This is a genomic window from Bradyrhizobium sp. SK17 (genome assembly GCF_002831585.1).
GTDB lineage: Bacteria > Pseudomonadota > Alphaproteobacteria > Rhizobiales > Xanthobacteraceae > Bradyrhizobium.
The window spans coordinates 7,841,558-7,862,744 of record NZ_CP025113.1; the positions used below are offsets into that span (position 1 = coordinate 7,841,558).

The following is a 21,187-nucleotide window of genomic DNA, read 5'->3' on the forward strand; positions in this document are numbered from 1 at the left end:
CGCAAATAGCCCTTTCGCTTCAGTCGCTTTCCGGCCTTCGCATGCGACCACATCATGCAGTACGGCCTGAAGGCCGGTCAGGCGGCAAAATAGGAGAAACAAGCATGCCCGTATCGCAGGAAGTCGGCGCACTGCTCGCCACGATGATCAAGAGGCCTCTCTGGGTGGTCCTGAACGCTCGAAAGGCATCGAGCGCCGAAATGGAGCCTTACGTCACCGAACATCTGCAATACATGAGCAGGCTCGAGGAGCAGGGATTGCTTTGGGCCTCAGGGCCGTTCATCGAGCCGGGAGTCGTGGTCGGCGACGGACTGACGATCTTCAATGTCGCTGAAGAAGCGGACGTCCACAGGCTGATGGCCGAAGAGCCGCTCGTGAAGCGCGGTCTGCGCAGCTACTCGGTGCGCAAGTGGGAAGTCCGCGAAGGCAAGATCTCCATTGAACTATTTCTTTCTCAGTCGCGCTTCGCTCTCGATTAGTCTGCGGAGCGGGTCGGACGAGAGCGGGCTACTAGTTCCCTTCGGTTGCGGATATTTGACGTCGGATCCAGCCGTGAGATGAATGCTCGCTCGAACCCCGATGCGATGGAAGGATGGCATGCGAAGAAATGGTCCAGCAGGTCCTTCTTCCAAGCGATGTAACGGGAATGCTCGGCGAGCCGGATCGTTGAGGAGAACGGCCTTGCCGATAGCGAGCCTATTTCACCGATGATCGCGCCTTGTGTCAGAACCCCTAGCCACTCTCCATCTCGTTCGACCTCCGCGCTTCCGTCTATAAGGACGATGATATCAGTCACCGGAGAGCCCTGGGAGGCAAGCAAGTCACCAGGAGCACCATCGTATCGCTCCGCGATCCCCATCAACCGTTTGAATGATGAAACACCAAGGTTGGAATAGATGCGATCGTAAAGGATCTTATCTTCGCCATGCAATGTGACCGGGCGCAGGTCCCAAAGAATGAGGAACAGCTGGAAGAGGTTCACCACCACCAGCAGGGAGCCCCAGACGAGGGACGCTTCCGATACGTGATCGGATGCGAGGAACGTCGCGGCAAGCAGAAACATCGCAGCGATCACCGACGCCGCGCGCAGCGCCGGCGCATTCTTCAGTCTCAGCAGTACGGCCGTTAGCGAATACGCATGGTGAAGGAACCGCACCGACGAGGTTCGTTCAAGTCTTCTGGAGTTCGCCTTCTCTTCGTGCGGCTGGCTCATGACGGTTACCATCGACCCCCTTGTTTGCACGCTCTTCGGCTCGAAGGACTCAAGTCCCAACCCAAAATACGACTCTTTCAGCCGACGCGATACACGTTTGCGAGCCAGCGCAGCTCCCACGAAGCCAGGCCGTGATTAAAGCCGTGCAAAATGCAAAACCGCTACCATCCTCGGAAAGATTAACGTCGTTCGCTCTCATACGGTGACCGGCAGCGATTGAACGAAAGCGAGATTCCGGTGCGACCGCCGACCAGCCACCGAGCGATCGTCATTCGCTAGTGACCGAGTAATAACGAAACCCATAGCCGGCATCGACGGCCTTACGGCCGAAAGAGGAAGCAGCGCATGACAACAGTATCAAAGTGCAGCGTCGCCGTTTTCGTGTTGCTAGGGGCGATATCGCCGACCCATGCCAGCCCTTGCGCGACTTCGATTGCGCGTGTTCAAGCCAAGGTCGATGCGGCCATCGAGAAGCGTGCAGCCACGGATGGCTGGAGACCCGAGAGCCTTGGCGCAACTCGCGGCTATCAACCCACGCCGCGTTCGTTGGCGGCGACAGAGGGGCATCCCGGTCTCGAGCTCGACATAGCGCTTGATTCACTCAACCGCGCTCGTGCCGCAGACAGCGTCGGTGACATCGACGTGTGCCGAACACAGCTTTCCTATGCGCGAGCCGCGCTGCGGTCGCAACGGCACTGAGTGATTGTGCAACAGACGGCGCAAGCGGAGCCTCAAGGACACCGCGGTTCCTGCCGCGATCTCTGGCAATCCGGCCGAAAACTCATTTGGACTACGATGGGTAGACACTTCACAACGAAAAGTCGGAAAGCATGGTGGTTCACGTCGCGAGCCAATGGCCGCACGATCCTGGCTGGCTGCGCGCTGACCGGCATCGCACTCCTTTGGTCCGAGCCAGCCGTCACTCAATCAGCTGTTTCGTCCAACATGCAGCCGTCGCTCGGCTTGGGCGCGGCATCACCGCTCAGTTCGAACCAGCGAACCAGCATTCCGCTCGGCGCCGCCGAACTTGCGACACCCGGGATAGCTCCGGTGGTCCCCTCGCAAAGTGTGACCGCGGGCACCTGCACCGACTATGGAAATTCCCGATCCTCGAGCGCCCTGTTCGATGGCGGCGGACTTTCGGGTAGCTCGTCGCCCTCCTGCTCCGACGCCAAGAACGCAGCTTCATCCGCATCCTCCGCGGCGTCGGTCGGACGCGTCGGGATTCCTCTAGGCACGACCGAACTCGGCAATGCCGGCGTTAGTCCACTTTCGCCAACGCCCCAGTGACGCGGAGTAGGACCATGAAACGAAGAGTTATCATCATCGGCACGATCGTCCTCGCCGTCCTCGTGGCCGGCGGCAGTTTCTGGCATTTCGACCGGCGATCGCAAGCTGAGCCGGTTCCCCTGCCTGCCGCGGTGCCTGTCGTAACGGCCACCGTCACCAGCAAGGACGTCCCGATCTATCTGCGTGGCATTGGTACGGTGATCGCCTACAACACCGACGTGGTCCGCAGCCAGATCCAGGGGCAGCTCACCCAGATCACCTTCACCGAAGGACAAACCGTCAAGGCAGGCGACCTGCTCGCGCAAATCGATCCGCGACCCTATCAGGCCGAGATCGAACAGCAGACAGCCAATCGCGACCGTGACGAGGCCCAGCTCATGAATGCGCAGGCCAATCTGTCCCGTTACACACAGCTCGGCGACAAGGGCTACGCTACCCCGCAACTGGTCGAGACACAGAAGGCACAGGTGGCGCAGCTTGAGGCTGCCGTAAAGGCCGATCAGGCGCTGATCGATCAAGCCAAAGTCCAGCTCAGCTACACCCGCCTGACTTCAGCCATCCCCGGCATCACCGGCGTCAGGCAGATCGACGTCGGCAACATCATTCATCCGACCGATCCCAGCGGTCTTGTCGTCGTGACCCAGATCGAGCCGATCTCGCTGCTGTTCACCCTTCCGCAGACGGACTTGCCGCGGATCCAGGAGCAGATGGCGAAAGGACCGATGAAGGTCATCGCCTACAGCCAGGACAACAAGATCAAGCTCGACGAAGGCAAGCTCCTGCTTGTCAACAACGAAATCGCCCAGACAACCGGCACCGTCCAACTCAAGGCAGAATTTCCAAACGCACAGCATCGGCTGTGGCCGGGACAATTGGTCAATGCCCGCCTGTTGCTGGAGACGCGCAAGAACGGCTTGACCGTTGCGGCGTCAGCCGTCCAGCAGGGTCAGAATGGATCGTATGTCTACGTCGTAAAGCCGGACAAGACGGTCGAGCTGCGCCCCGTCACGGTCGCAGAGATCAGCGAGGGCAAGGCGCTGATCGATCAGGGACTGAAGGCTGGTGAGGTCGTCGTGGTCGACGGCCAATACCGGCTCCAGGTGGGAAGCCGGGTCGAGGAACTGCACGGCAAGGCCGCGCGTGAAGCCGATTTGCAAAGCTCCGTGCAGGAGGCCATTCCATGAATCTCTCCGCCCCCTTTATTCTTCGGCCGATTGCCACTGCCCTATTGATGGCCGGCCTGTTGTTGTGCGGTCTCGCGACCTATCCCCTGTTGCCGGTCGGCGCATTGCCGAACGTCAACTACCCGACGATTCAGATTTCGGCGCAACTACCCGGCGCAGATCCGCAGACCATTGCCTCATCGGTCGCAACACCGCTGGAACAGCAGCTGAGCCAAATTCCCGGCGTCACGCAGCTGACTTCGTCAAGTGCGCTCGGCGTCGCTCAGCTCACCGTCCAGTTCGAACTCTCTCGCACCGTCGATAGTGCCGCAGTCGATGTCCTCTCGGCCATCAATGCCGCGAGCCCGTATCTGCCGCAGAATATCCCCTACCCGCCGACGATCCGGAAGGTGAACCCCGCCGAGACGCCGATCATGCTGATCGCGCTGACTTCGGAATCCCTGCCGATGACGATCGTCGACGCCTATGCCGAGAACATCATCCTGCCCAAGATTTCGCAGATTCCCGGAGTCGGCCTGGTCGGGATCGGCGGTCAGCAGAAGCCCGCCATTCGCATCCAGGTCAATCCGCAGGCGCTTGCCGCACGCGGGATCAGCCTCGAAGACGTGCGCAGCGTCGTCGCCGGCGCCAACGTCGATCTGCCCAAGGGCACGCTCAACAGCCCGCGCGTGACCTACACGCTGAACACCAACGACCAGCTCTTGAAACCATCCGCCTATGACGATCTCATCATCGCCTATCGCAACGGCTCGCCGGTGCGGTTACGCGACATCGGCACGGCGATCGAGGCGCCCGAGAACAACCTGCTGGCGGGATGGTACGGCAAACAGCCTGCCATCATCCTGGCCGTGCAGCGCGTCCCGGGAGCGAATGTCATCGAAACCGTCGATCGCATCAAAGAGCTCTTGCCGCGCCTGCAGGCTTCCGTCCCTCCCGCCATCAAGGTATCAATCGCCGCCGATCGCACCCAAACCATCCGCGCCGCCGTCTCTGACGTCCAGTTCACTCTGATGCTGACAGTGGCACTGGTGGTGATGGTCATCTTCGTTTTCCTGAGAAACTTCTGGGCCACCGTCATTCCGGCGATCACGGTTCCGCTGTCGCTGGTCGGTACATTCGCCATCCTCTATGTGCTCGGTTACAGCCTCGACAACCTGTCGCTGATGGCGCTATCGATCGCGGTCGGCTTCGTCGTCGACGACGCTGTCGTCGTGATCGAGAACATCGTGCGTCATCTCGAGGAAGGCCTTACGCCCATGCAGGCGGCGCTCAAGGGCTCGGCCGAAATCGGCTTTACCATTATCTCCATCACGCTATCTCTGATCGCGGTCTTCATTCCGTTGTTCCTGATGGGCGGCTATGTCGGAAAGCTGTTCCAGGAATTTGCGATCACGATCACCGCCTCGCTGATCCTCTCGCTGATCATTTCGCTTACGCTGACGCCGATGATGTGCGCACGTCTGCTCAAGGACGAATCGCGCAAGAAGCACGGCAGGCTCTATCTGCTGCTCGAGCGAGGCTTCGACGGCCTGCTCGCACTGTACGCACGCGGCCTGCGCGTGGTGCTGCGTCACCGCTTCACCACCCTCATGGTCATGCTCTCGACGATCGCCCTGACTGGCTATCTCTACGTGATCATCCCCAAGGGATTTTTCCCGCAGCAGGATACCGGCCAGATCGTGGGCATTACCGAGGCCGCACAAGACATCTCGTTTCCGGCCATGGCCGAACGCCAACAGGCGATCGTCGACATCCTGTTGAAGGATCCGGCCGTTGAATCTGTGGCCAACTATATCGGCCCAGGCGGCCCGACCGCGACGCTCAATCAGGGGCGCGTCTTCATCGTGCTGAAGCCGAAGCCGGGGCGCAAGGTCAGCGCCGATCAGGTGATCAACCGGCTGAAGCCCAAGCTCGCCCGTATCCAGGGTATAGTGCTGTACATGCAGGCAGCCCAGGACATCACCATCGGCGCGCGCCTTTCAAAGACCGAATACCAGTATACGTTGACCGATGCGGATTCCGACGAACTCACCCACTGGTCTGCGATCTATCTGGAAAAGATTCGCGCGCTCCCTGGCATCGCCGATGTGGCGAGCGACCAGGCAAACGCCGACCCACTGCTCGACGTGACCGTCGATCGTGAGGTCGCATCGAGCTACGGCATACTGCCCTCGACCATCGATAACACCCTCGATGATGCGTTCGGTCAGCGCATCGTCTCCACGATGTTCACCTCGCTGAACCAGTACCATGTCGTGCTGGAGGTCAATCCGCGCTTTCAGTACGGTCCAGATGCGCTCAAGGACATCTATATCAATTCCGCCAGCGGCCAGCAGGTGCCCTTGAGCACGCTGGTGAAGAGCGTCATCAAGCCGGCGCCGATCCTCATCAATCACCAGAGCATGTTTCCATCCGTCACCATCTCGTTCAACCTGAAGCCCGGCGTCGCGCTGGGAGACGCGGTGGCGGCGATTCAGAAGATCGAGAAGGACACCGGCAAGCCCCAATCCCTCGCGACATCGTTTCAGGGCAATGCCCAGGCATTTCAGTCGTCGCTGAAGGGCACGCCGCTCCTGATCGGCGTGGCGCTGGTGGTGATCTACATCATCCTCGGCGTGCTCTATGAGAGCCTGATCCACCCGATCACGATCCTGTCGACCCTGCCCTCCGCCGGCATCGGCGCGTTGCTTCTGCTGATGGCCGTTCACATGGACCTCAGTGTGATCGCCATCATCGGAATCATCCTCTTGATCGGCATCGTCAAGAAGAACGGCATCATGCTGGTTGACTTCGCCCTCGAGCAGCAACGCCAGCATGGCCTGAGCCCTCGGGATGCGATCTACCAGGCTTGCACGCTGCGGTTCAGGCCGATCCTGATGACGACGATGGCCGCGTTGCTCGGCGGCGTACCCTTGATGGTCGGCACAGGCACCGGCTCGGAGCTCCGCCAACCGCTCGGCTACACGATCGTCGGCGGGCTGATGCTCTCGCAGATCCTCACGCTCTACACGACGCCGGTGGTCTACCTCTACCTCGACCGGCTCGGCAGCTGGCTGACGAGGAGCAAGCCGCAAGCCGGCGATCCGCCCGGTTCGCCCGCGGCCAAAAGCGCGACAGAATTGAGCCATGAACCCGCTTGACCAGTTCTGCGGCGGCTGCAGAACGGCCGATACCGCGGTATCGGCCTCATAGCCAAGGTTATAGGAAAGAGAGGACGAGGGTAGAATACAGCGCACTGGGCTCCTGAGATAGCAATCAACCGCGGAATGGTCCTCGTCCCGAGACGAGAATTGGTTCCGGATGTTGAGCTTTCAAGAGCAGGCAAATGTCAAACGCTATCTCTACGTCTTCGTCCCAATGGCAGGAAGGCCGGTTCCCAGCGTCAATCACTGCGGTCGCGCAGCAATTGGACCCGTGGAACGACGATCTCGGCCTAACCGAAGAAATCCAATGGCGCGAGGCCGATTCGCCTGAAGGCCATTGTCAGATCAAGGCGTCAAGATGGGTCGCTGATCGTGGCAGCCCTCGAAATGCGCACTCCGTCACGCCTGACCACTGCCATATCGTCAGCGTCGCGATAAAGCCCTCGCGTGTCAGATTGGCCGCGGGCTCGGAGATCATCTCCGAAGGCTTGATGGCGCCCGGCACGGTGCATGTGAGCGCTCCCGGCCAGCGATTGACCGCACGGTTTAGCCCGCCTTTCGATTTCCTTCATTTCTATGTCGACAACCAGTTCCTCATCGAGCAACGGCTGATACACGACGGAACAAGCGAAGGCCGTCCGGCGTCGCCTTTCCGCGACCCGCTGGCGGAAAAGTGTGGCCGGTCATTGCTGGATTTCGGCGAGTATTGCCATCCCGAATACGTAGCGAGCATCAGCAAGGCGATTGTGGTTCGCGCGCTGACACACCAACAGGGCAATCGGACCTGCGGCGGGCTGCCCAAGTGGAGACTGCAACGATTGGAGCGCTATCTTGCAGATAACATCGGAGGCCAGGTAAGCCTCCAGAATATGGCCAACGCTGCGGGCCTCTCTCGAATGCACTTCGCAGCGCAATTTCGTGCAACGACGGGATTCAAGCCGCACGAGTATCTGCTTCTGAAGCGCGTGGAGCAGGCCAAGATCGTCATGATGGAAACGAAGATGCCGCTGGTCGAGGTGGCGCTTTCCGTCGGATTCAGCGCGCAGGCACAGTTCTCGACCGTGTTCAAGCGATTCACCGGGCAATCGCCGGCTCGCTGGAAACAGGAATTTCAATCCGCCACCGCGTGAGGACCGAATGACCTTCCAGATCTCGCAACGAGGCAAGACATGCTGGAGGACAGCGCGAACCTTGCTCGACGCGGCGAAGCCATCACCGACCATGTGATCGCGGATCAGCTTAAGGCACGTGCCGACGGCTACGAGCGTCGGGCCCATCGTGCCACGAGTGAGACCATGCATGAAGGAGCTGAACATGGCTCTCGTGTATTTCCACTGCTCCAATGACAGGGAGCTCCTGGTGGATCACCGCGGCGCGATCGTAAGCAATCTTGCCGAGGCGCGTGATCAGGCGACCGGTGTAGTGAGATCCCTTGCTTCCGCACGCCGTCTGGAAGACTGGCGACGCTGGGTCTTGCACGTCAACGATGATCTCGGCGACGAGCTATTCGTCGTCCCATTCGCCTTCGTGCTCGGCAAGTCATTGAAGCTGCCGCGCTCACGGTTCGGCCGTCGTTAGCACCGTTTCGCCGACACCCAAACGCGATCGGCTACAGCAGGCTCATTACGTGAGATCCGAACTTGCTGCGGCCGCCGCAACTGCTTGCTCGACCGCCGAGCTCGCGCTCGTTCCGTTGTTCATGATCGAGCCGGCCTGAGCGTGATGGTGTCGAGCTCGGCGAACGCCGTCCGCCCGCCGCTCGCTGAACGAGCGATCTCTTCCTCTTCCAAAGATCAGGGTAAGTCGCGCGCTCAAGGTGTTGCCAGCTTTGAAGAATTGCGCAGCCGACACCATGCAAATTCCAAAAACCTGGGCGCTCCGAAAATACGACGATCGCCTTCCGCTGCATTATCGAGCGCGTAGGGCTGCCCCGGCCCAAAGGAGAAAGTGATGAGCAAGACCAATACGAGTGCAGCTCCAGGCGTTCCGAACCGTCCGACGCCGAGCTTTGGCAATCCAGATCTGCCGCCGGAGGGACGACTGAACACCGCAGGTAATCCCGAAAGCCTGCGCAGCGACGGCCCACGCAACCAGTTTATCGATAGCCAGTTCCCCTCGCAGCTGGACCCGCCTGCCACCGACATCAGCACTCAACCCTTCTTCTGGTCGTCGTTCAATATCTCGCCCAAGCGGATCCAGAACGGAGGCTGGGCCCGCGAACTGACGTCTGAGGACTTCACGATCTCGGAGGAGATCGCCGGCGTCAACATGCACCTGGCACCAGGCGGTATCCGCGAATTGCACTGGCACCAGACCGCCGAATGGGCCGTCATGACGCGCGGAAAATGCCGCATCACGACCATTGACGCGCTTGGCCGCCCCAGCGTCGACGACGTCGAAGAGGGCGACCTATGGTATTTCCCGGCGGGCCTGCCGCACTCGCTCCAGGGCCTCGGCCCCACCGGCGCGGAGTTCGTGCTGGCTTTCGACAGCGGCAAGCAGTCCGAAAGCAACACCCTGCTTTTGACCGACTGGCTCGCACATACCCCGCCCGACGTGCTGGCCAAGAATTTTGGAGTGCCCCAAGAAACATTCCGCAACATCCCGCTCAATAATCTCTGGATATTCCAGGGCACGTTGCCGGGAAGCCTGGCAGCCGACCAGGCTGCTGCGGGCGTTCAGCCCCATACCGAGCCGGTGATCTTCCGTCTGTCACGATCCAAACCGGTCAAGGAAAACAGCGGCGGCCGCATTCAGATCGCCGACAGCACCAACTTCACGATCTCGAAGACGATCGCATCGGCTCTCGTTACCATCGAGCCGGGAGGGATGCGCGAGTTGCACTGGCATCCGAATGCGGATGAATGGCAATACTACCTTCGTGGGCAGGCCCGGATGACGGTGTTCAACACCGGACCCAAGGCGACCACGAACGATTTCCGCGCCGGCGACGTCGGCGTGGTGCGCAAGAGCCTTGGCCATTATGTCGAGAATACCGGCACCGACGTTCTGCAGTTCCTCGAGTTATTCCGCGCCGACAGGTATGAGGAGGTGTCGCTCGCCGAATGGTTCGGACACCTCCCGCCCGAGCTGCTGATGCAGCATTTGAATCTGACTCGGGAGGACGTCGAGAAGCTGCCAAAGGGCCGTCGCGGCATCGTCCCCGTCTGATCGTTCAGCACAAGCCGTGAAACCAACCTCGGAGCCCGCGTCGGCACGGCGCGGGCTCTGAATAGGGGAAAGATCATGACCGTTCAATCGATCGACGACGCGCGTGACGCCATCAGCAAGATCTTTCGCGACCACTGGCAGTTGTTCCTGGTTGAAGGAATTGTTCTGGCCATACTGGGTCTTCTTGCGGCAGTTCTGCCGTTAGCGACGGGCTTTGCCATCACTATCCTGTTCGGCTGGCTTTTTCTGTCCAGCGGCATTGTCGGATCAATCACCACCTTCGCAATGCGCCGAGCACCGGGTTTCTGGTGGTCCCTGCTCTCCGCTATCCTCGGCATCGCGGCCGGAGCATGGCTTCTCGTCCAGCCCGCGCTCGGCCTGGCGTCACTGACATATCTGTTGATCGCGTTCTTGCTTGTCGAAGGAGGCGTCACAATCATGTTTGCACTTGAGCATCGCGGAGCGCTGTCGGGAAGGTGGGAGTGGATGCTCGTGAGTGGAGTCGTCGACCTGCTGCTCGCGGGCGTCGTCTTCGCCGGTCTGCCCGGGACGATAGCATGGGCGCTGGGATTGATCGTCGGTATGAACCTCGTATTCGGCGGCGCCTCCATGATCGGCATGGCACTCGCCGCACATGCGGAATTGCCATAGCGTGTCGTGGTGGGCCCGTCCCTGGCGCGCAATGCGCCAGGTCAATGGATGCGATCGTGAATAACAACTCCGCGGCAACTGCCCGCTCGCTCAGCGATCGAGGCTCCCGACGGCCGGTTGCCCTTCGAATGATCCTCGATCCACTTTTCAGCAGCGATGAACCTACCATGTTCGTCGTTTGCACCACCCTCCGTAGGCCGCGAGGAACCGTCTGCAAATGACCGCAATCATCCAGGACACAGCTTCGGTTCTCTTCGTGCTGGCGCTCGGATACTTCTCCGGAAAGCGCAGTATGTTCACGCAGGATCAAGCCGAGGGATTCAATCGCCTGGTGTTGAATTACTGCTTGCCTGCGATGCTTTTTGTCTCAATCGCGCATTCAACCAGACAGCAGTTGTGGTCCGACCGCACGACGCTCGTCGCCGCGGCGATCGTGCTCATGGGCTGGTACCTCGCAAGCTTGGCGGTCGCGAAGTTCTTTTTCGGCCACAGCCGGGAGGAGGCCGTTATCGCTGGTCTAAGCGCCAGCACGCCCACCGTGGGATTTCTAGGCATCGCCGTCCTTGCGCCGCTATTCGGTGCTGGAGCGGCGCTGACCGTTGCAACAGTCGCGCTGGTGGTAAATCTGGTTCTAGTGCCGCTCGGGGTGATCCTCGCGGCGCCCGCCAGCACCAAACTATCAGCTGCGCTGATGCAGGCGATCGAGCAACCGATCGTAATCGCGCCAATGATCGCGACGGCGATGGTCGCGGCGGGAATTCGATTTCCGAGCGTCGCCGACGCGCCGCTCGCGTTGATCGGTCATGCGACTTCGGGCGTCGCGGTGTTCACGGCAGGCCTGGTGCTTGCAGCCCACACGTTTCGGCTCAACCTTGAAGTCGCCTGGAACGTCGTCATCAAGCTCGTGCTGATGCCGGCTTCCATGCTGGCGCTCGGGCTCGCCTACGGAATCGGCGGCGAGATGCTCGAACAGCTGATTTTGATCGTAGCTTTGCCGCCTGTATTCGCAGGCATGATTCTCGCCGTGCGCTACAACACCTATGTCGAAATTGCGTCCTCGACCCTCATCACGAACACACTACTGTTCGTTGTTGCCGCGCCCGCGTGGATTGCCGTCGCCCGGTCGTTCGGAGCGTAGCAGCCGCAATGCTCACGCCAAACTCAACAAGCTTGCTGAGCTCCAATGCTGTGACGGGCGTCGCGATCTGCATCCACCGTCTGTCTAGCGAGATGTCGACCGCGTTTTCTTGAATGGCCGGAGCGATGGCTCCAAATCCCCGATGCTGGAAGCAGTGCTCCTTTGTTGTCGAAGCTCGCCTCTCGGAGACTCGAATTATGCGACTATCAGTTGAGCCGAACGGCTGGCTGCATCAGTTCGGCGCCCCTCTTACCGTCCGCAATTTCCGCCGCTATGTCACCGGCCAAGCGCTATCGCTGATCGGCACATGGGTGGAGACTGTCGCCCAGGGGCTCCTGGTCCTGCAACTTACTCATTCGGGGCTCTTGCTCGGACTGACGACCGCGGCGCGCTACGCCCCGGTTCTCCTGCTGTCCCCGTATGCCGGGCTGCTGGTTGATCGTTATGACAAGCGCTGGGTGCTGCTTGTCACCCAGATCGGCCTCGGCGGCGTCTCATTCCTGCTCGGCCTTGCCGTCCTCACCGGGGAGGTGGGTCTCTGGCAAATCACCATTCTTGCTATTGTCTTTGGGACCCTGAGCGCCGCTGACAACCCCGCGCGTCTGGCATTCGTATCCGAAGTCGTGGGCCCTTCCCTGGTCCGCAACGCCATCGCCCTCAATTCGACATTGGTCAACGTCGCCCGCGTTCTGGGCCCCACGATTGCGGCCGTTGTCATCCACTCGGCAGGTATCGGCTGGTGCTTCGTGATCAACGCGGCAAGCTTCCTTCTTGTTGTTGGCTCGCTGCTTACGCTCGATATTAGCCAGTTGCACCCGACTGACCCGATTGGCTCGGTTCGCGGTCAATTCCGGGATGGGCTTAGGTATGCCGCCACGATCCCGGAGATAATCCGTCCGCTGCTTATGATGGCACTCGTCGGTACTCTCGCCTTCGAGTACGAAGTCACCTTGCCTCTCTTGGCCCACGGCACGTTCCACGGCGGCCCCGACGCCTACTGCTGGCTGTTGCGGGCATTCGGAATCGGAGCCGTGATCGGGGGTGCTTGGGCCGCCGGCAGGTCTCGAACTGGCGTTATTCCTCTTACCAGGGTCGCCTTCTCCTATGCCGCCGCAATGATGACGCTCGCCCTGAGCCCCACCTTGTGGGCTGCAGTCATGGCCGCAGGCCTAGTCGGTTTGGCCACCATCTTCTTTCTCACAACCGGCAACTCCACGGTTCAGCTGGCCTCCGAACCACGTTACCGGGGCCGGATCATGGCTTTGTGGTCCTCCGCACTGGTAGGCAGCACTCCGATTGGTGCGCCTATTGTCGGAGCCGTTTCGCAGGTCTTCGATCCGCGCGCCGCGATCGCTCTCGGCGCCATTGCCTGCTTGATTGCAGGTGTCATTGGCAGGTCCGGCCTCCCGAAGTTCAGGAAGGCCAGCTCAACGACGGTCGAGCCCAAAGAGCCGAGCATCAAACGGGGCGCTTGAGCAATTTAGTCACGGTTGCCGTCGTCAGACCATATAATACGATCATGATCGAGCTGTGAGATCTGCTTCTGAGATCACCGAGGTTCGTGACAAGCAGCTTGGGTCACGCTTGTGCGATCCTATTATCGTGGACGCCCGGCTCACCCAGTTGTTGCCCCGGGGTTGCGGCCAAAATCCTCTAATCTTACTGCCTGGTGACACCGAATAGTGTACGAATTCTTTGCCAGATCGCAGATTACTAAAAATCCGGTCGAGCTTCTATCTGGCGGGACCATGCCGCCCCATTGCCTCAAACGGGATGTGCAGTCAGAATGAAAAGATCCGACCTCCCCCAACCCTGGCCCCCGTCGCCCACGACTTTCTATGCGGCGGCGGTTGTGTCCGTTGCTCTTGCGATCATCCTTGCTCAGTTCCTAACCTATCTCCTGAAAGCCGAGGCCATCGCAACCCCTCTGCTTTGCGCAATCATCTTCACTTCATGGGCCGGCGGTCTGCGACCGGCGTTACTGGCGATTGCGCTCGCTCTTTTGTCCTTTCACTACTACCTTGCGCCGCCGATCGATTCATTTGTCTGGAAGGATCAGCTGTACGGATTGGACATCTCCGAGATTCCCCGTCTAGCTTTGTTCCTCTTCGTATCTGTCGTTGTCGCCGTAGTCGTCTCTGCACAGAAGAGAGCAGGACAGGAGCTTCGGCGTTCTCGCGACGAACTCTGCGTGGCGCTGAAGGATCAAAAGCGAACTCAGGCCGCGCTCGAGCGAAGCGAATTGTACCTGAATGAGGCACAGCAGCTGAGCAGCACTGGCAGCTTCTGGTGGAATGTTGCCAATGGCGACGTAATCTGGTCGGACCAGATGTTCCGAATCCTTGGAATGGACCAGAGCATAACGCCAGCTCTGGAATTTATTGACCAGCGCATTCATCCGGAAGACCGAGCGGCCGTGCACGCGGTCCTTGACCGAGCATCGCGCAAGGGCACGGATTACGATCATGAATATCGACTCTTGTTGCCGGATGGCTCCGTGAAATACGTCCATGTCGCCGCCCGAGGTCAAAGAGGTGCATCGGGCAATATCGAGTTTGTCGGTGCGATGATGGATGTCACGGCCGTAAGAAAAGCGGAACGGAAGCTGCGACGCAGCGAGGCGTATCTGGCTGAGGCTGAGCGCTTGAGCCATACCGGGAGCTGGGCCTGGGATGTGCGCGGTCGCAAGTTCGTGTATCGGTCCGCAGAAGTATTCAACCTGTTTGGGATCGATTTGAAAGACGACAGCATGTCACCCCACCCCTTCCCTGACCGCATCGCGCCCGAAGATAAGGAACGGGTTTTCGATTCTGCACGGCAGGCCGTTCGAGAGAAAAGAGACCTCGAAGTCGATTTTCGCATAACGCTGCCTGATGGAGCGATCAGATACATCCATACGATTGGGCATCCATTCTTGGGCGCGGACGGCGAAGTGGAGCAACTGGTCGGTACCCATGTCGATGTTACCGAACAGCGCCTCGCCAACGAGAAGCTGCAAAACGCATTCGACGAAATCAAGAGATCAGAAGATCATCTTCGGCTGGTCGTCGATACAATTCCAGCGCTGGTCTGGCGTGCGGGCCCTGACGGGGTCCCCGACTTCCTCAATCAGCCAGCGCTAGACTACACCGGCCTCAAATTGGATCAGGCAGAGACCGGGTGGCCCCGCGCTTTTCATCCGGACGACAAGAAGGGAATGTTGCAGAAATGGACTGCGATACAGCAGTCCGGCATGCCTGGCGAACTCGAAGCTCGACTCAGACGCTTCGATGGCGAGTATCGCTGGTTTTTGTTCCGCGCCGAACCGTTGCGCAACAGGACGGGTAATATCATCAAATGGTACGGTTCATCGACCGATATTGAGGATCTGAAGCGGGCGGAGGAAGAGCTGCGGCGCAGCAAATCCAGGTTGGTCGAAGCACAGCGCGTGAGTCAAACCGGCAGCTTCCTCTGCAACATCTCGACCGGCGAACGTATCGGCTCCAAGGAATTCTTCCGGATCCTCGGATTTGCCGACCCCCGCCCGGTCACGTTCAAGATGGTTATTCAGCGCGCTCATCCGGAGGATCGGGCCTTCGTGGAACAGACCATCAAGCGCGCATTTTGCGAGAGGCGGGACCTTGACTACGAACATCGCTTGCTGATGCCCGATGGCTCCGTCAAGTTTGTCCATGTTGTAGCTCACGCCAGCGAAGATCGTGGAGGCCAGCTTGAGTATGTCGGCGCCATGGTCGATGTCACTGCAACCAAGCAGGCCGAAGCAGAGCTCAATCAGGCACAGGCGGAATTGGCGCGCGTGATGCGCGTGACAACATTGGGAGAAATGACAGCATCGATTTCTCATGAAGTGAACCAGCCGCTCGCCGCCGTCGTCAATGCTGCCGGAGCCTGTTTGCGGTGGCTCGGCGGGACCACTCCTAACCTGGACGAGGCACGCCAAGCCGCCCAATGGATTATCAAGGAGGGAAACAGGGCCGCCGAGGTGATACGACGCGTCCGCGCGCTGGCGAAGAATGCCGAGCCGCACAAGGAGCCGCTCGATATCAACAGCATCGTGGACGACGTGATGGCGCTGGTGAAGCGCGAGCTTGCCGCGCGCGACGTTCGCTGGCGGCTGGAGCTGGCGTCCGCGGCGCCGGTGGTGCTGGCCGATCGGATCCAGCTGCAGCAGGTCGTCATCAACCTCGTGATGAACGGCGTCGAAGCAATGCAGTCGATCTCGGATCGGCCGCGTGAACTGATCATCCGATCCTGTCAGAACGACGCGCAACGGGTGGTAGTTGACGTGGTGGACTCCGGCGTGGGAATATCTGCCGAAGGTGCCGACAAGTTGTTCAATGCGTTCTACACGACGAAATCCGGCGGGATGGGCATGGGCCTTTCGATTTGCCGCTCGATCATCGAAGCGCACGGCGGACGTTTGTCCGCCACCAACAATGCCGGGCCCGGCGCAAAATTCCAATTCGCGCTGCCATTGTACAAGGAGGCACCGTGACGAGCAGCTCCAGGCCGCAGCGCGATCCGGCAACTGCAATGGAGCGCGTCGTCTTCGTCATCGATGATGATGTGGCGGTACGTGAGACCATGAGCAGCCTCTTCCGATCCGTAGGTCTGCGGGTGGAGCTATTCAGCTCAACCCAGGAATTTGCACGATTCAAGATTCCTGAAGCGGCGAGTTGCCTGGTGCTCGACGTCAGATTGCCTGGCCTCAGCGGCCTCGACTTCCAGGTCGAGCTGGCCAAGGCCGATATGCGTATTCCGATCATCTTCATGACCGGTCACGGGGATATCCCGATGTCGGTTCAGGCCATGAAGGCAGGCGCTGTCGATTTCCTGACCAAGCCGTTTCGCGACCAGGAGATGCTGGACGCCGTCGTCCGAGCGCTCGAGCGGGACCAGAAACGGCGCGACGGCGACAAGATCGTGGCCGAAGTCCAGGCCCGGTTCGAGACGCTGACATCGCGCGAGCGAGAGATGATCGCCCATGTCGCAGATGGCTTGCTGAATAAGCAGATCGCCGCAAAACTTGGCGTCGCTGAAATCACGGTGAAGGTTCATCGCGTCAATATGATGCGAAAGATGCAGGCTCGCTCGGTGATTGACCTTGTCGGAATGGCCGACCTGCTTGGACTCAGACGCCCAAAAGGCTGAATAATTCTATACCCAGGTATCATTTTTTCCGATCGCCGTTTGTGGTGCAATCCGGTGTCACGGTGGTGCTTGCGCACACGCCGGTGTCAGCATCCAGGAAAGATCGATTTGCCGAAGCTTTCGCTCATCGCGATCATTGATGACGATGAATCCGTCCGCGTCACGACCAATAGCCTCGTGAGGTCGCTCGGATATGTCGTGCATACTTTCGCATCTGCCGAGGCGTTCCTGGAGTCGAACCAGCTTGACGACTTCGCGTGCGTCATTGCGGATGTCCAGATGCCGGGCATGAGCGGCGTCGAGTTGCAGGATCATCTGAGAGCGCAGGGTTCCCGCCTTCCATTCATCTTCTTCACAGCATTTCCCGATGAGAAAACCCGTGCAAAGGCTCTTGCAGCCGGAGCGGCCTGCTATTTGACCAAGCCATGTGACGGCGACAGCCTTGTCCATTGCTTTCAGGAAGCCTTCAGAATCCACAACGGCTGAACCGGAAGATCGGGGGCTTCGCTTCCGGCCATGAGGCAATTTCTCCGGGCGCAGGCTCACCACGCGCCGACCGATCATCGCCTTTCTCCGTCCTACCAATGTCCCGCCGAGCAGCCCAACGGTGGACCGCGGATCCGCAATGCTGCCCTTGAAAGACCGGGCTCTGTGAGCTGCCACAGCGAGCAATCAGGTGGCCGGCGAACTCGAAACTGCCCGGGATGTGCAGGTAGCGTGCGACACGCCGGGATACCTATACCAGGGTATCGGACACGTACCCCACGAACCCATGCGATCGAAACGCTTGCAGAATGGAGGCGTTTCATGACGCCCGCTATCAGTGGCGCACTGGACATGAAGCGATACAGCGACCTGACGCCGTCATAGCCTTGGCATAGCGGCAAGGTCCCGCTGGTCCATCTGGCGATCGACAGGAGCCCACGATGACGACGGCTGCGACGACAAGTCTGCGCGCCGACAGCAATACGCCGGCGGCCGTCTCTGCGATTTCCGGTCCGAACAGCCATCTGCTTCTGGCTCTCGGACTGGCCACCTGGATGGAGTTCTACACCTTTGACGGCGTGAACCTGGTGCTCCCGGACATGGCCGGCACGCTCGGCCTCTCGCAGGACGAGGCGAGCTGGATTCTGACGACCTACCTTTCAGCGATGCTGTTCGGGGTGCCGTTGTCGATCTGGATGGCGGGCCATGTCGGTTACCTCCGTTACATCGTCGGCTGCGCAGTGCTCTTTGCGGCGACTTCGGTCGCCTGCGCCGCGGCCCCTGATTTTGGGACGCTTCTGCTCATTCGTGCGGTTCAAGGCTTTGCCGGAGCCGGACTGACCCAGTGGTGGCGCGCAAGCGTCTACATGCTGATGCCGCTGCCCGAGCGCAGCCGATCCATGATGCGCATTTCCATCATGCTCTATCTGGCAACGGCGACCGGGCTGATCTTCTGCGGCTACGTCACGGACAATTTCAGCTGGCGGCTGATCTTTCTGCCCAACGTACTGTTTGCCGCAGTGGCCATTCGGCTGCTGCTCCGGCATTTCCCCGACCTTCCCCGTCCCACCGACGCTCGTGAAATGAACGCGGACAAGCTCGGGATCTTGCTGCTCGGCATCGCGCTCATTTCGCTGCAAATCGTACTCAGCCGTGGCGAGATCGATGACTGGTTCGGATCGGTGCGGATCCAGTTGCTCACATGGAGCGGGTTGATTGCGCTGCTTCTGTTCACGACCTGGCAGCTCAGTGCGCGCAATGCAACGCCGCTGCTGCAATTGAGGCTTCTGGCAAACCGGAACGTGCAGGCGGCCGTATCGCTTGGCCTGCTGGCCGGCATAATCCTCACCGGCAGCCTGTACGCCTTGCCGGAGTTCCTCCGCAACGTCTTTCCCAATGCCTTGAGCGCATCACAGGCCGGCTCGATCATGTGCGCCTATGCCCTGACCGCAGCCGCGATCAGGCCGTTGGTCACCCCCATGATTGCACGGTTCGGCCAGCGCAAAGCGATGGCCTTTGCCTTCTTCATGCTCGTCATTTCGATGTTGCTGTTCGCGCGGTTGATGACGACCGGAACGCCTGCTTTCTACTATGTGCTTCCACTGATCCTCTATGCCTTCTGCCTGGCCCCGATGCTCTCGGCGATAGCAAGCGGCACGATCGCCAAAGTGCCGCTGGCAAGCCAGCTCGACGCCGTCGCGATCTACATGAGTTTTCGCCAGTTCGGCGCGTCCTTCGGGATTACGCTGGTGACCATTCTCCTGGACCGGCGCGAGACGCTGCATTCAACTCGATTGTTCGGCCATCTGAGATATGGCGGCCACCGCGCACAGGAATGGATGGCCCAGGCGGCGCACTTTGCGGTCGCTCGCGCGGGACAGTCCGCTGTCGAAGCACAGAACATGGCGTTCGGCATGCTCAATCGGGAGGCGAGCCGCCAAGCCGCGACGCTCGCTTACGCCGACGCCTTCCTGTTCATGGCGGCGGTCGGCCTTGTAGCGCTGTGTTTCGTCCCCCTGATGTCTCCAAGTCGGCGAGCAAAACAATGATTCAGGTAAACGCCCCCTTGACCTCCAATCCCGCTGCGGACAACGGATCGTCGGCGAAGCGAGCGGACGTCACTGACCCCGGCCGTCCCACGCGAGACACCTCGCCGGAGGCGAAGCCCGAGGAATCGGTATCCCGTCCCAAACTGCGTGTCCCCGGCTGGACCCTGGCGATCGGCGGCGTCCTGATCGCTGCAGCGACCTATCTCTATGTGCCCAGTCTTTTCGCGATCAAGACCGACGACGCGTCATTCCAGGCGAACACCGTATCGGTGATGCCGAAGGTCGCAGCTTATGTCTCGGTGCTTCACGTGACCGACAACAGCAGCTTCACGGCAGGAGAACTCCTGGTCGAACTCGATCCCCGTGACTTTCAGGCGGCGGTCGATATGGCGACCGCGTCCCTGCAAAGCGCGCAAGCAGCACAAGCCAACGTTGAAGCGCAGCTCGCCGAACAGAATCAGGTTATCGCATCGGATGCTGCCAACCTCGACGGCGATCGCAGCGCATTGGCGTTCGCACAACAGCAACTGAAGCGTTATCAGCAGTTGGCCGACGATGGCTCCGGCACCGTGCAACGGTCGCAGCAAGCCGTGTCGGATTTTGCCGACCGGCAAGCCGCTCTTCAGCGTGACACCGCGATACTGGCGGCGGCGCAGGCACAAAGCGAGGTGTTGCGGACCCAGGTCGAAGAGGCGAAGGCAAACATTGCCCGCGCGCAAGCGGCGCTCGATCAGGCTAAGCTGAACCTGTCATACACCAAGATCTATGCGCCAACCGCGGGAACGGTCGCGAGCCGCTCCGTCCAAGTCGGCGACTTTGTTCAGCCCGGTCAAAACCTGTTCTTTGCCGTTCCAAAGCGGATCTACATTTTCGCGAACTACAAGGAGACGCAGCTCACGCACATGAGAGTCGGGCAGCCCGTTTCGATCAGTGTCGACGCGTTCCCCAACCACACTTTGCACGGTCACATCGAGAGCTTTCAGCGTGGAACGGGTTCGAACTTTGCGCTGCTCCCCCCGGAGAACGCCACCGGCAACTTCGTCAAGATCGTTCAGCGTGTCCCGGTCAAGATCGTCATCGATGACTTCGACAATATTCCCGGCCGTCTCGGGCCGGGAATGTCGGTCGAAACGACCGTGACGATCCGGCCGCCTCCTCGCTGGTTGGCTTGGCTGCTTTGATCTTGCCGGGAAACAGGTTCGCAGGAGCGGCCATCATCAATTCGATCAATGAAGGGGCTTCCGATGGCCTGGCTCAATGACTTCAATGCGGCGCTGGTTTCGAAATTGCAGCCCCTGTTTTGTACATATGCAATGCATTGGATCGCATTGCTTTGCTTGTGCAGCGCCTATCTGCAAGGCGGATTGACGAAAGCGCTCAATTTCGGCGCCGCACTTGAGGAGATGAAGCAGTTCGGCCTGAAACCGCCGGCTCCACTGGCGTTGGCGGTGATTGTCATGGAAATTGGAGCATCGGCCCTGGTTCTGGGCGGTGTTTTCCGTTGGGTGGGAGCGCTCGCGCTTGCAGCCTTCACCTTATTCGCGATGTTTGTCGCCAACCGCTTCTGGAATATGCCGCCGCCGAAGCGATACGCGAGCGAAAACACCTTCTTTGAGCACCTTGGTCTCGTCGGGGGTTTCGTTCTGGTTGCCTGGCATGACTTGCTGCGATGAAGGGACGGCCGATTCCGATGAGCTTAGTTCGTTCACGCG

At 60.0% G+C, this 21,187-nt stretch carries 17 protein-coding genes; 16 read left to right on the forward strand and 1 reads right to left on the reverse strand.

Going from position 1 to position 21,187, the window contains the following annotated elements; all coding sequences use genetic code 11:
- The first annotated feature begins 104 nt into the window (after positions 1-104).
- Positions 105-479 carry a YciI family protein gene (locus CWS35_RS36395; RefSeq protein WP_157817344.1) on the forward strand — a complete coding sequence of 125 codons (375 nt, stop codon included), beginning with the start codon at positions 105-107 and terminating at the stop codon, positions 477-479.
- Here the strand turns inward: CWS35_RS36395 and CWS35_RS36400 are convergent.
- Positions 476-1,213, reverse strand: coding sequence for a cyclic nucleotide-binding domain-containing protein (locus CWS35_RS36400; RefSeq protein ID WP_168226426.1), 738 nt, complete (start codon positions 1,211-1,213; stop codon positions 476-478). The two genes, CWS35_RS36395 and CWS35_RS36400, sit on opposite strands and share 4 nt — an antisense overlap.
- Before the next feature lie 345 nt (positions 1,214-1,558).
- Between CWS35_RS36400 and CWS35_RS36405 the strand changes: the two genes are divergently transcribed.
- The 15 genes from CWS35_RS36405 to CWS35_RS36475 all read left to right on the forward strand — a co-directional run bounded on the left by CWS35_RS36405 (position 1,559) and on the right by CWS35_RS36475 (position 21,148).
- A complete protein-coding gene (locus CWS35_RS36405; protein ID WP_100955834.1) occupies positions 1,559-1,912 on the forward strand; it encodes a hypothetical protein in 354 nt (117 codons plus the stop codon).
- A gap of 653 nt (positions 1,913-2,565) precedes the next feature.
- A complete protein-coding gene (locus tag CWS35_RS36410; protein ID WP_245438801.1) occupies positions 2,566-3,687 on the forward strand; it encodes an efflux RND transporter periplasmic adaptor subunit in 1,122 nt (373 codons plus the stop codon).
- Positions 3,684-6,827 (forward strand): efflux RND transporter permease subunit, encoded by a 3,144-nt coding sequence (locus CWS35_RS36415; RefSeq protein WP_100955836.1) that lies wholly within the window; start codon positions 3,684-3,686, stop codon positions 6,825-6,827. Before CWS35_RS36410 ends, CWS35_RS36415 begins: the two co-directional genes overlap by 4 nt.
- 185 nt (positions 6,828-7,012) lie before the next feature.
- Entirely contained in the window at positions 7,013-7,960 is a 948-nt protein-coding gene (locus CWS35_RS36420) for a helix-turn-helix domain-containing protein (protein WP_100955837.1), read from the forward strand.
- 184 nt (positions 7,961-8,144) lie between these two features.
- A complete protein-coding gene (locus tag CWS35_RS36425) occupies positions 8,145-8,408 on the forward strand; it encodes a hypothetical protein (protein ID WP_100956970.1) in 264 nt (87 codons plus the stop codon).
- A gap of 372 nt (positions 8,409-8,780) precedes the next feature.
- The gene (locus tag CWS35_RS36430; RefSeq protein ID WP_100955838.1) at positions 8,781-10,001 is read left to right on the forward strand and encodes a cupin domain-containing protein; all 1,221 of its coding nucleotides are present in this window, start codon (positions 8,781-8,783) and stop codon (positions 9,999-10,001) included.
- 75 nt (positions 10,002-10,076) lie between these two features.
- Positions 10,077-10,652 (forward strand): HdeD family acid-resistance protein, encoded by a 576-nt coding sequence (locus CWS35_RS36435; protein ID WP_100955839.1) that lies wholly within the window; start codon positions 10,077-10,079, stop codon positions 10,650-10,652.
- A gap of 217 nt (positions 10,653-10,869) precedes the next feature.
- Positions 10,870-11,790 (forward strand): AEC family transporter, encoded by a 921-nt coding sequence (locus CWS35_RS36440; protein ID WP_100955840.1) that lies wholly within the window; start codon positions 10,870-10,872, stop codon positions 11,788-11,790.
- Between the two features lie 197 nt (positions 11,791-11,987).
- Positions 11,988-13,265 carry an MFS transporter gene (locus CWS35_RS36445; RefSeq protein ID WP_157817345.1) on the forward strand — a complete coding sequence of 426 codons (1,278 nt, stop codon included), beginning with the start codon at positions 11,988-11,990 and terminating at the stop codon, positions 13,263-13,265.
- A 311-nt stretch (positions 13,266-13,576) separates the two neighbouring features.
- Complete coding sequence (locus CWS35_RS36450) at positions 13,577-16,285, forward strand: PAS domain-containing protein (protein WP_100955842.1); 2,709 nt, start codon at positions 13,577-13,579, stop codon at positions 16,283-16,285.
- A gap of 38 nt (positions 16,286-16,323) precedes the next feature.
- On the forward strand, positions 16,324-16,941 hold the full coding sequence (locus tag CWS35_RS36455; protein WP_100955843.1) for a response regulator transcription factor: 618 nt from the start codon (positions 16,324-16,326) through the stop codon (positions 16,939-16,941).
- Positions 16,942-17,049: 108 nt separating this feature from the next.
- Positions 17,050-17,427, forward strand: coding sequence for a response regulator transcription factor (locus tag CWS35_RS36460; protein WP_100955844.1), 378 nt, complete (start codon positions 17,050-17,052; stop codon positions 17,425-17,427).
- A 440-nt stretch (positions 17,428-17,867) separates the two neighbouring features.
- Positions 17,868-19,475 carry an MFS transporter gene (locus tag CWS35_RS36465; RefSeq protein ID WP_100955845.1) on the forward strand — a complete coding sequence of 536 codons (1,608 nt, stop codon included), beginning with the start codon at positions 17,868-17,870 and terminating at the stop codon, positions 19,473-19,475.
- Positions 19,472-20,656, forward strand: coding sequence for an HlyD family secretion protein (locus tag CWS35_RS36470; RefSeq protein ID WP_157817346.1), 1,185 nt, complete (start codon positions 19,472-19,474; stop codon positions 20,654-20,656). The genes CWS35_RS36465 and CWS35_RS36470 overlap by 4 nt, the downstream gene beginning before the upstream one ends.
- A gap of 63 nt (positions 20,657-20,719) precedes the next feature.
- Positions 20,720-21,148, forward strand: a complete 429-nt coding sequence (locus CWS35_RS36475) for a DoxX family protein (protein ID WP_100955846.1) — start codon at positions 20,720-20,722, stop codon at positions 21,146-21,148.
- The last annotated feature ends 39 nt before the right edge of the window (positions 21,149-21,187 follow it).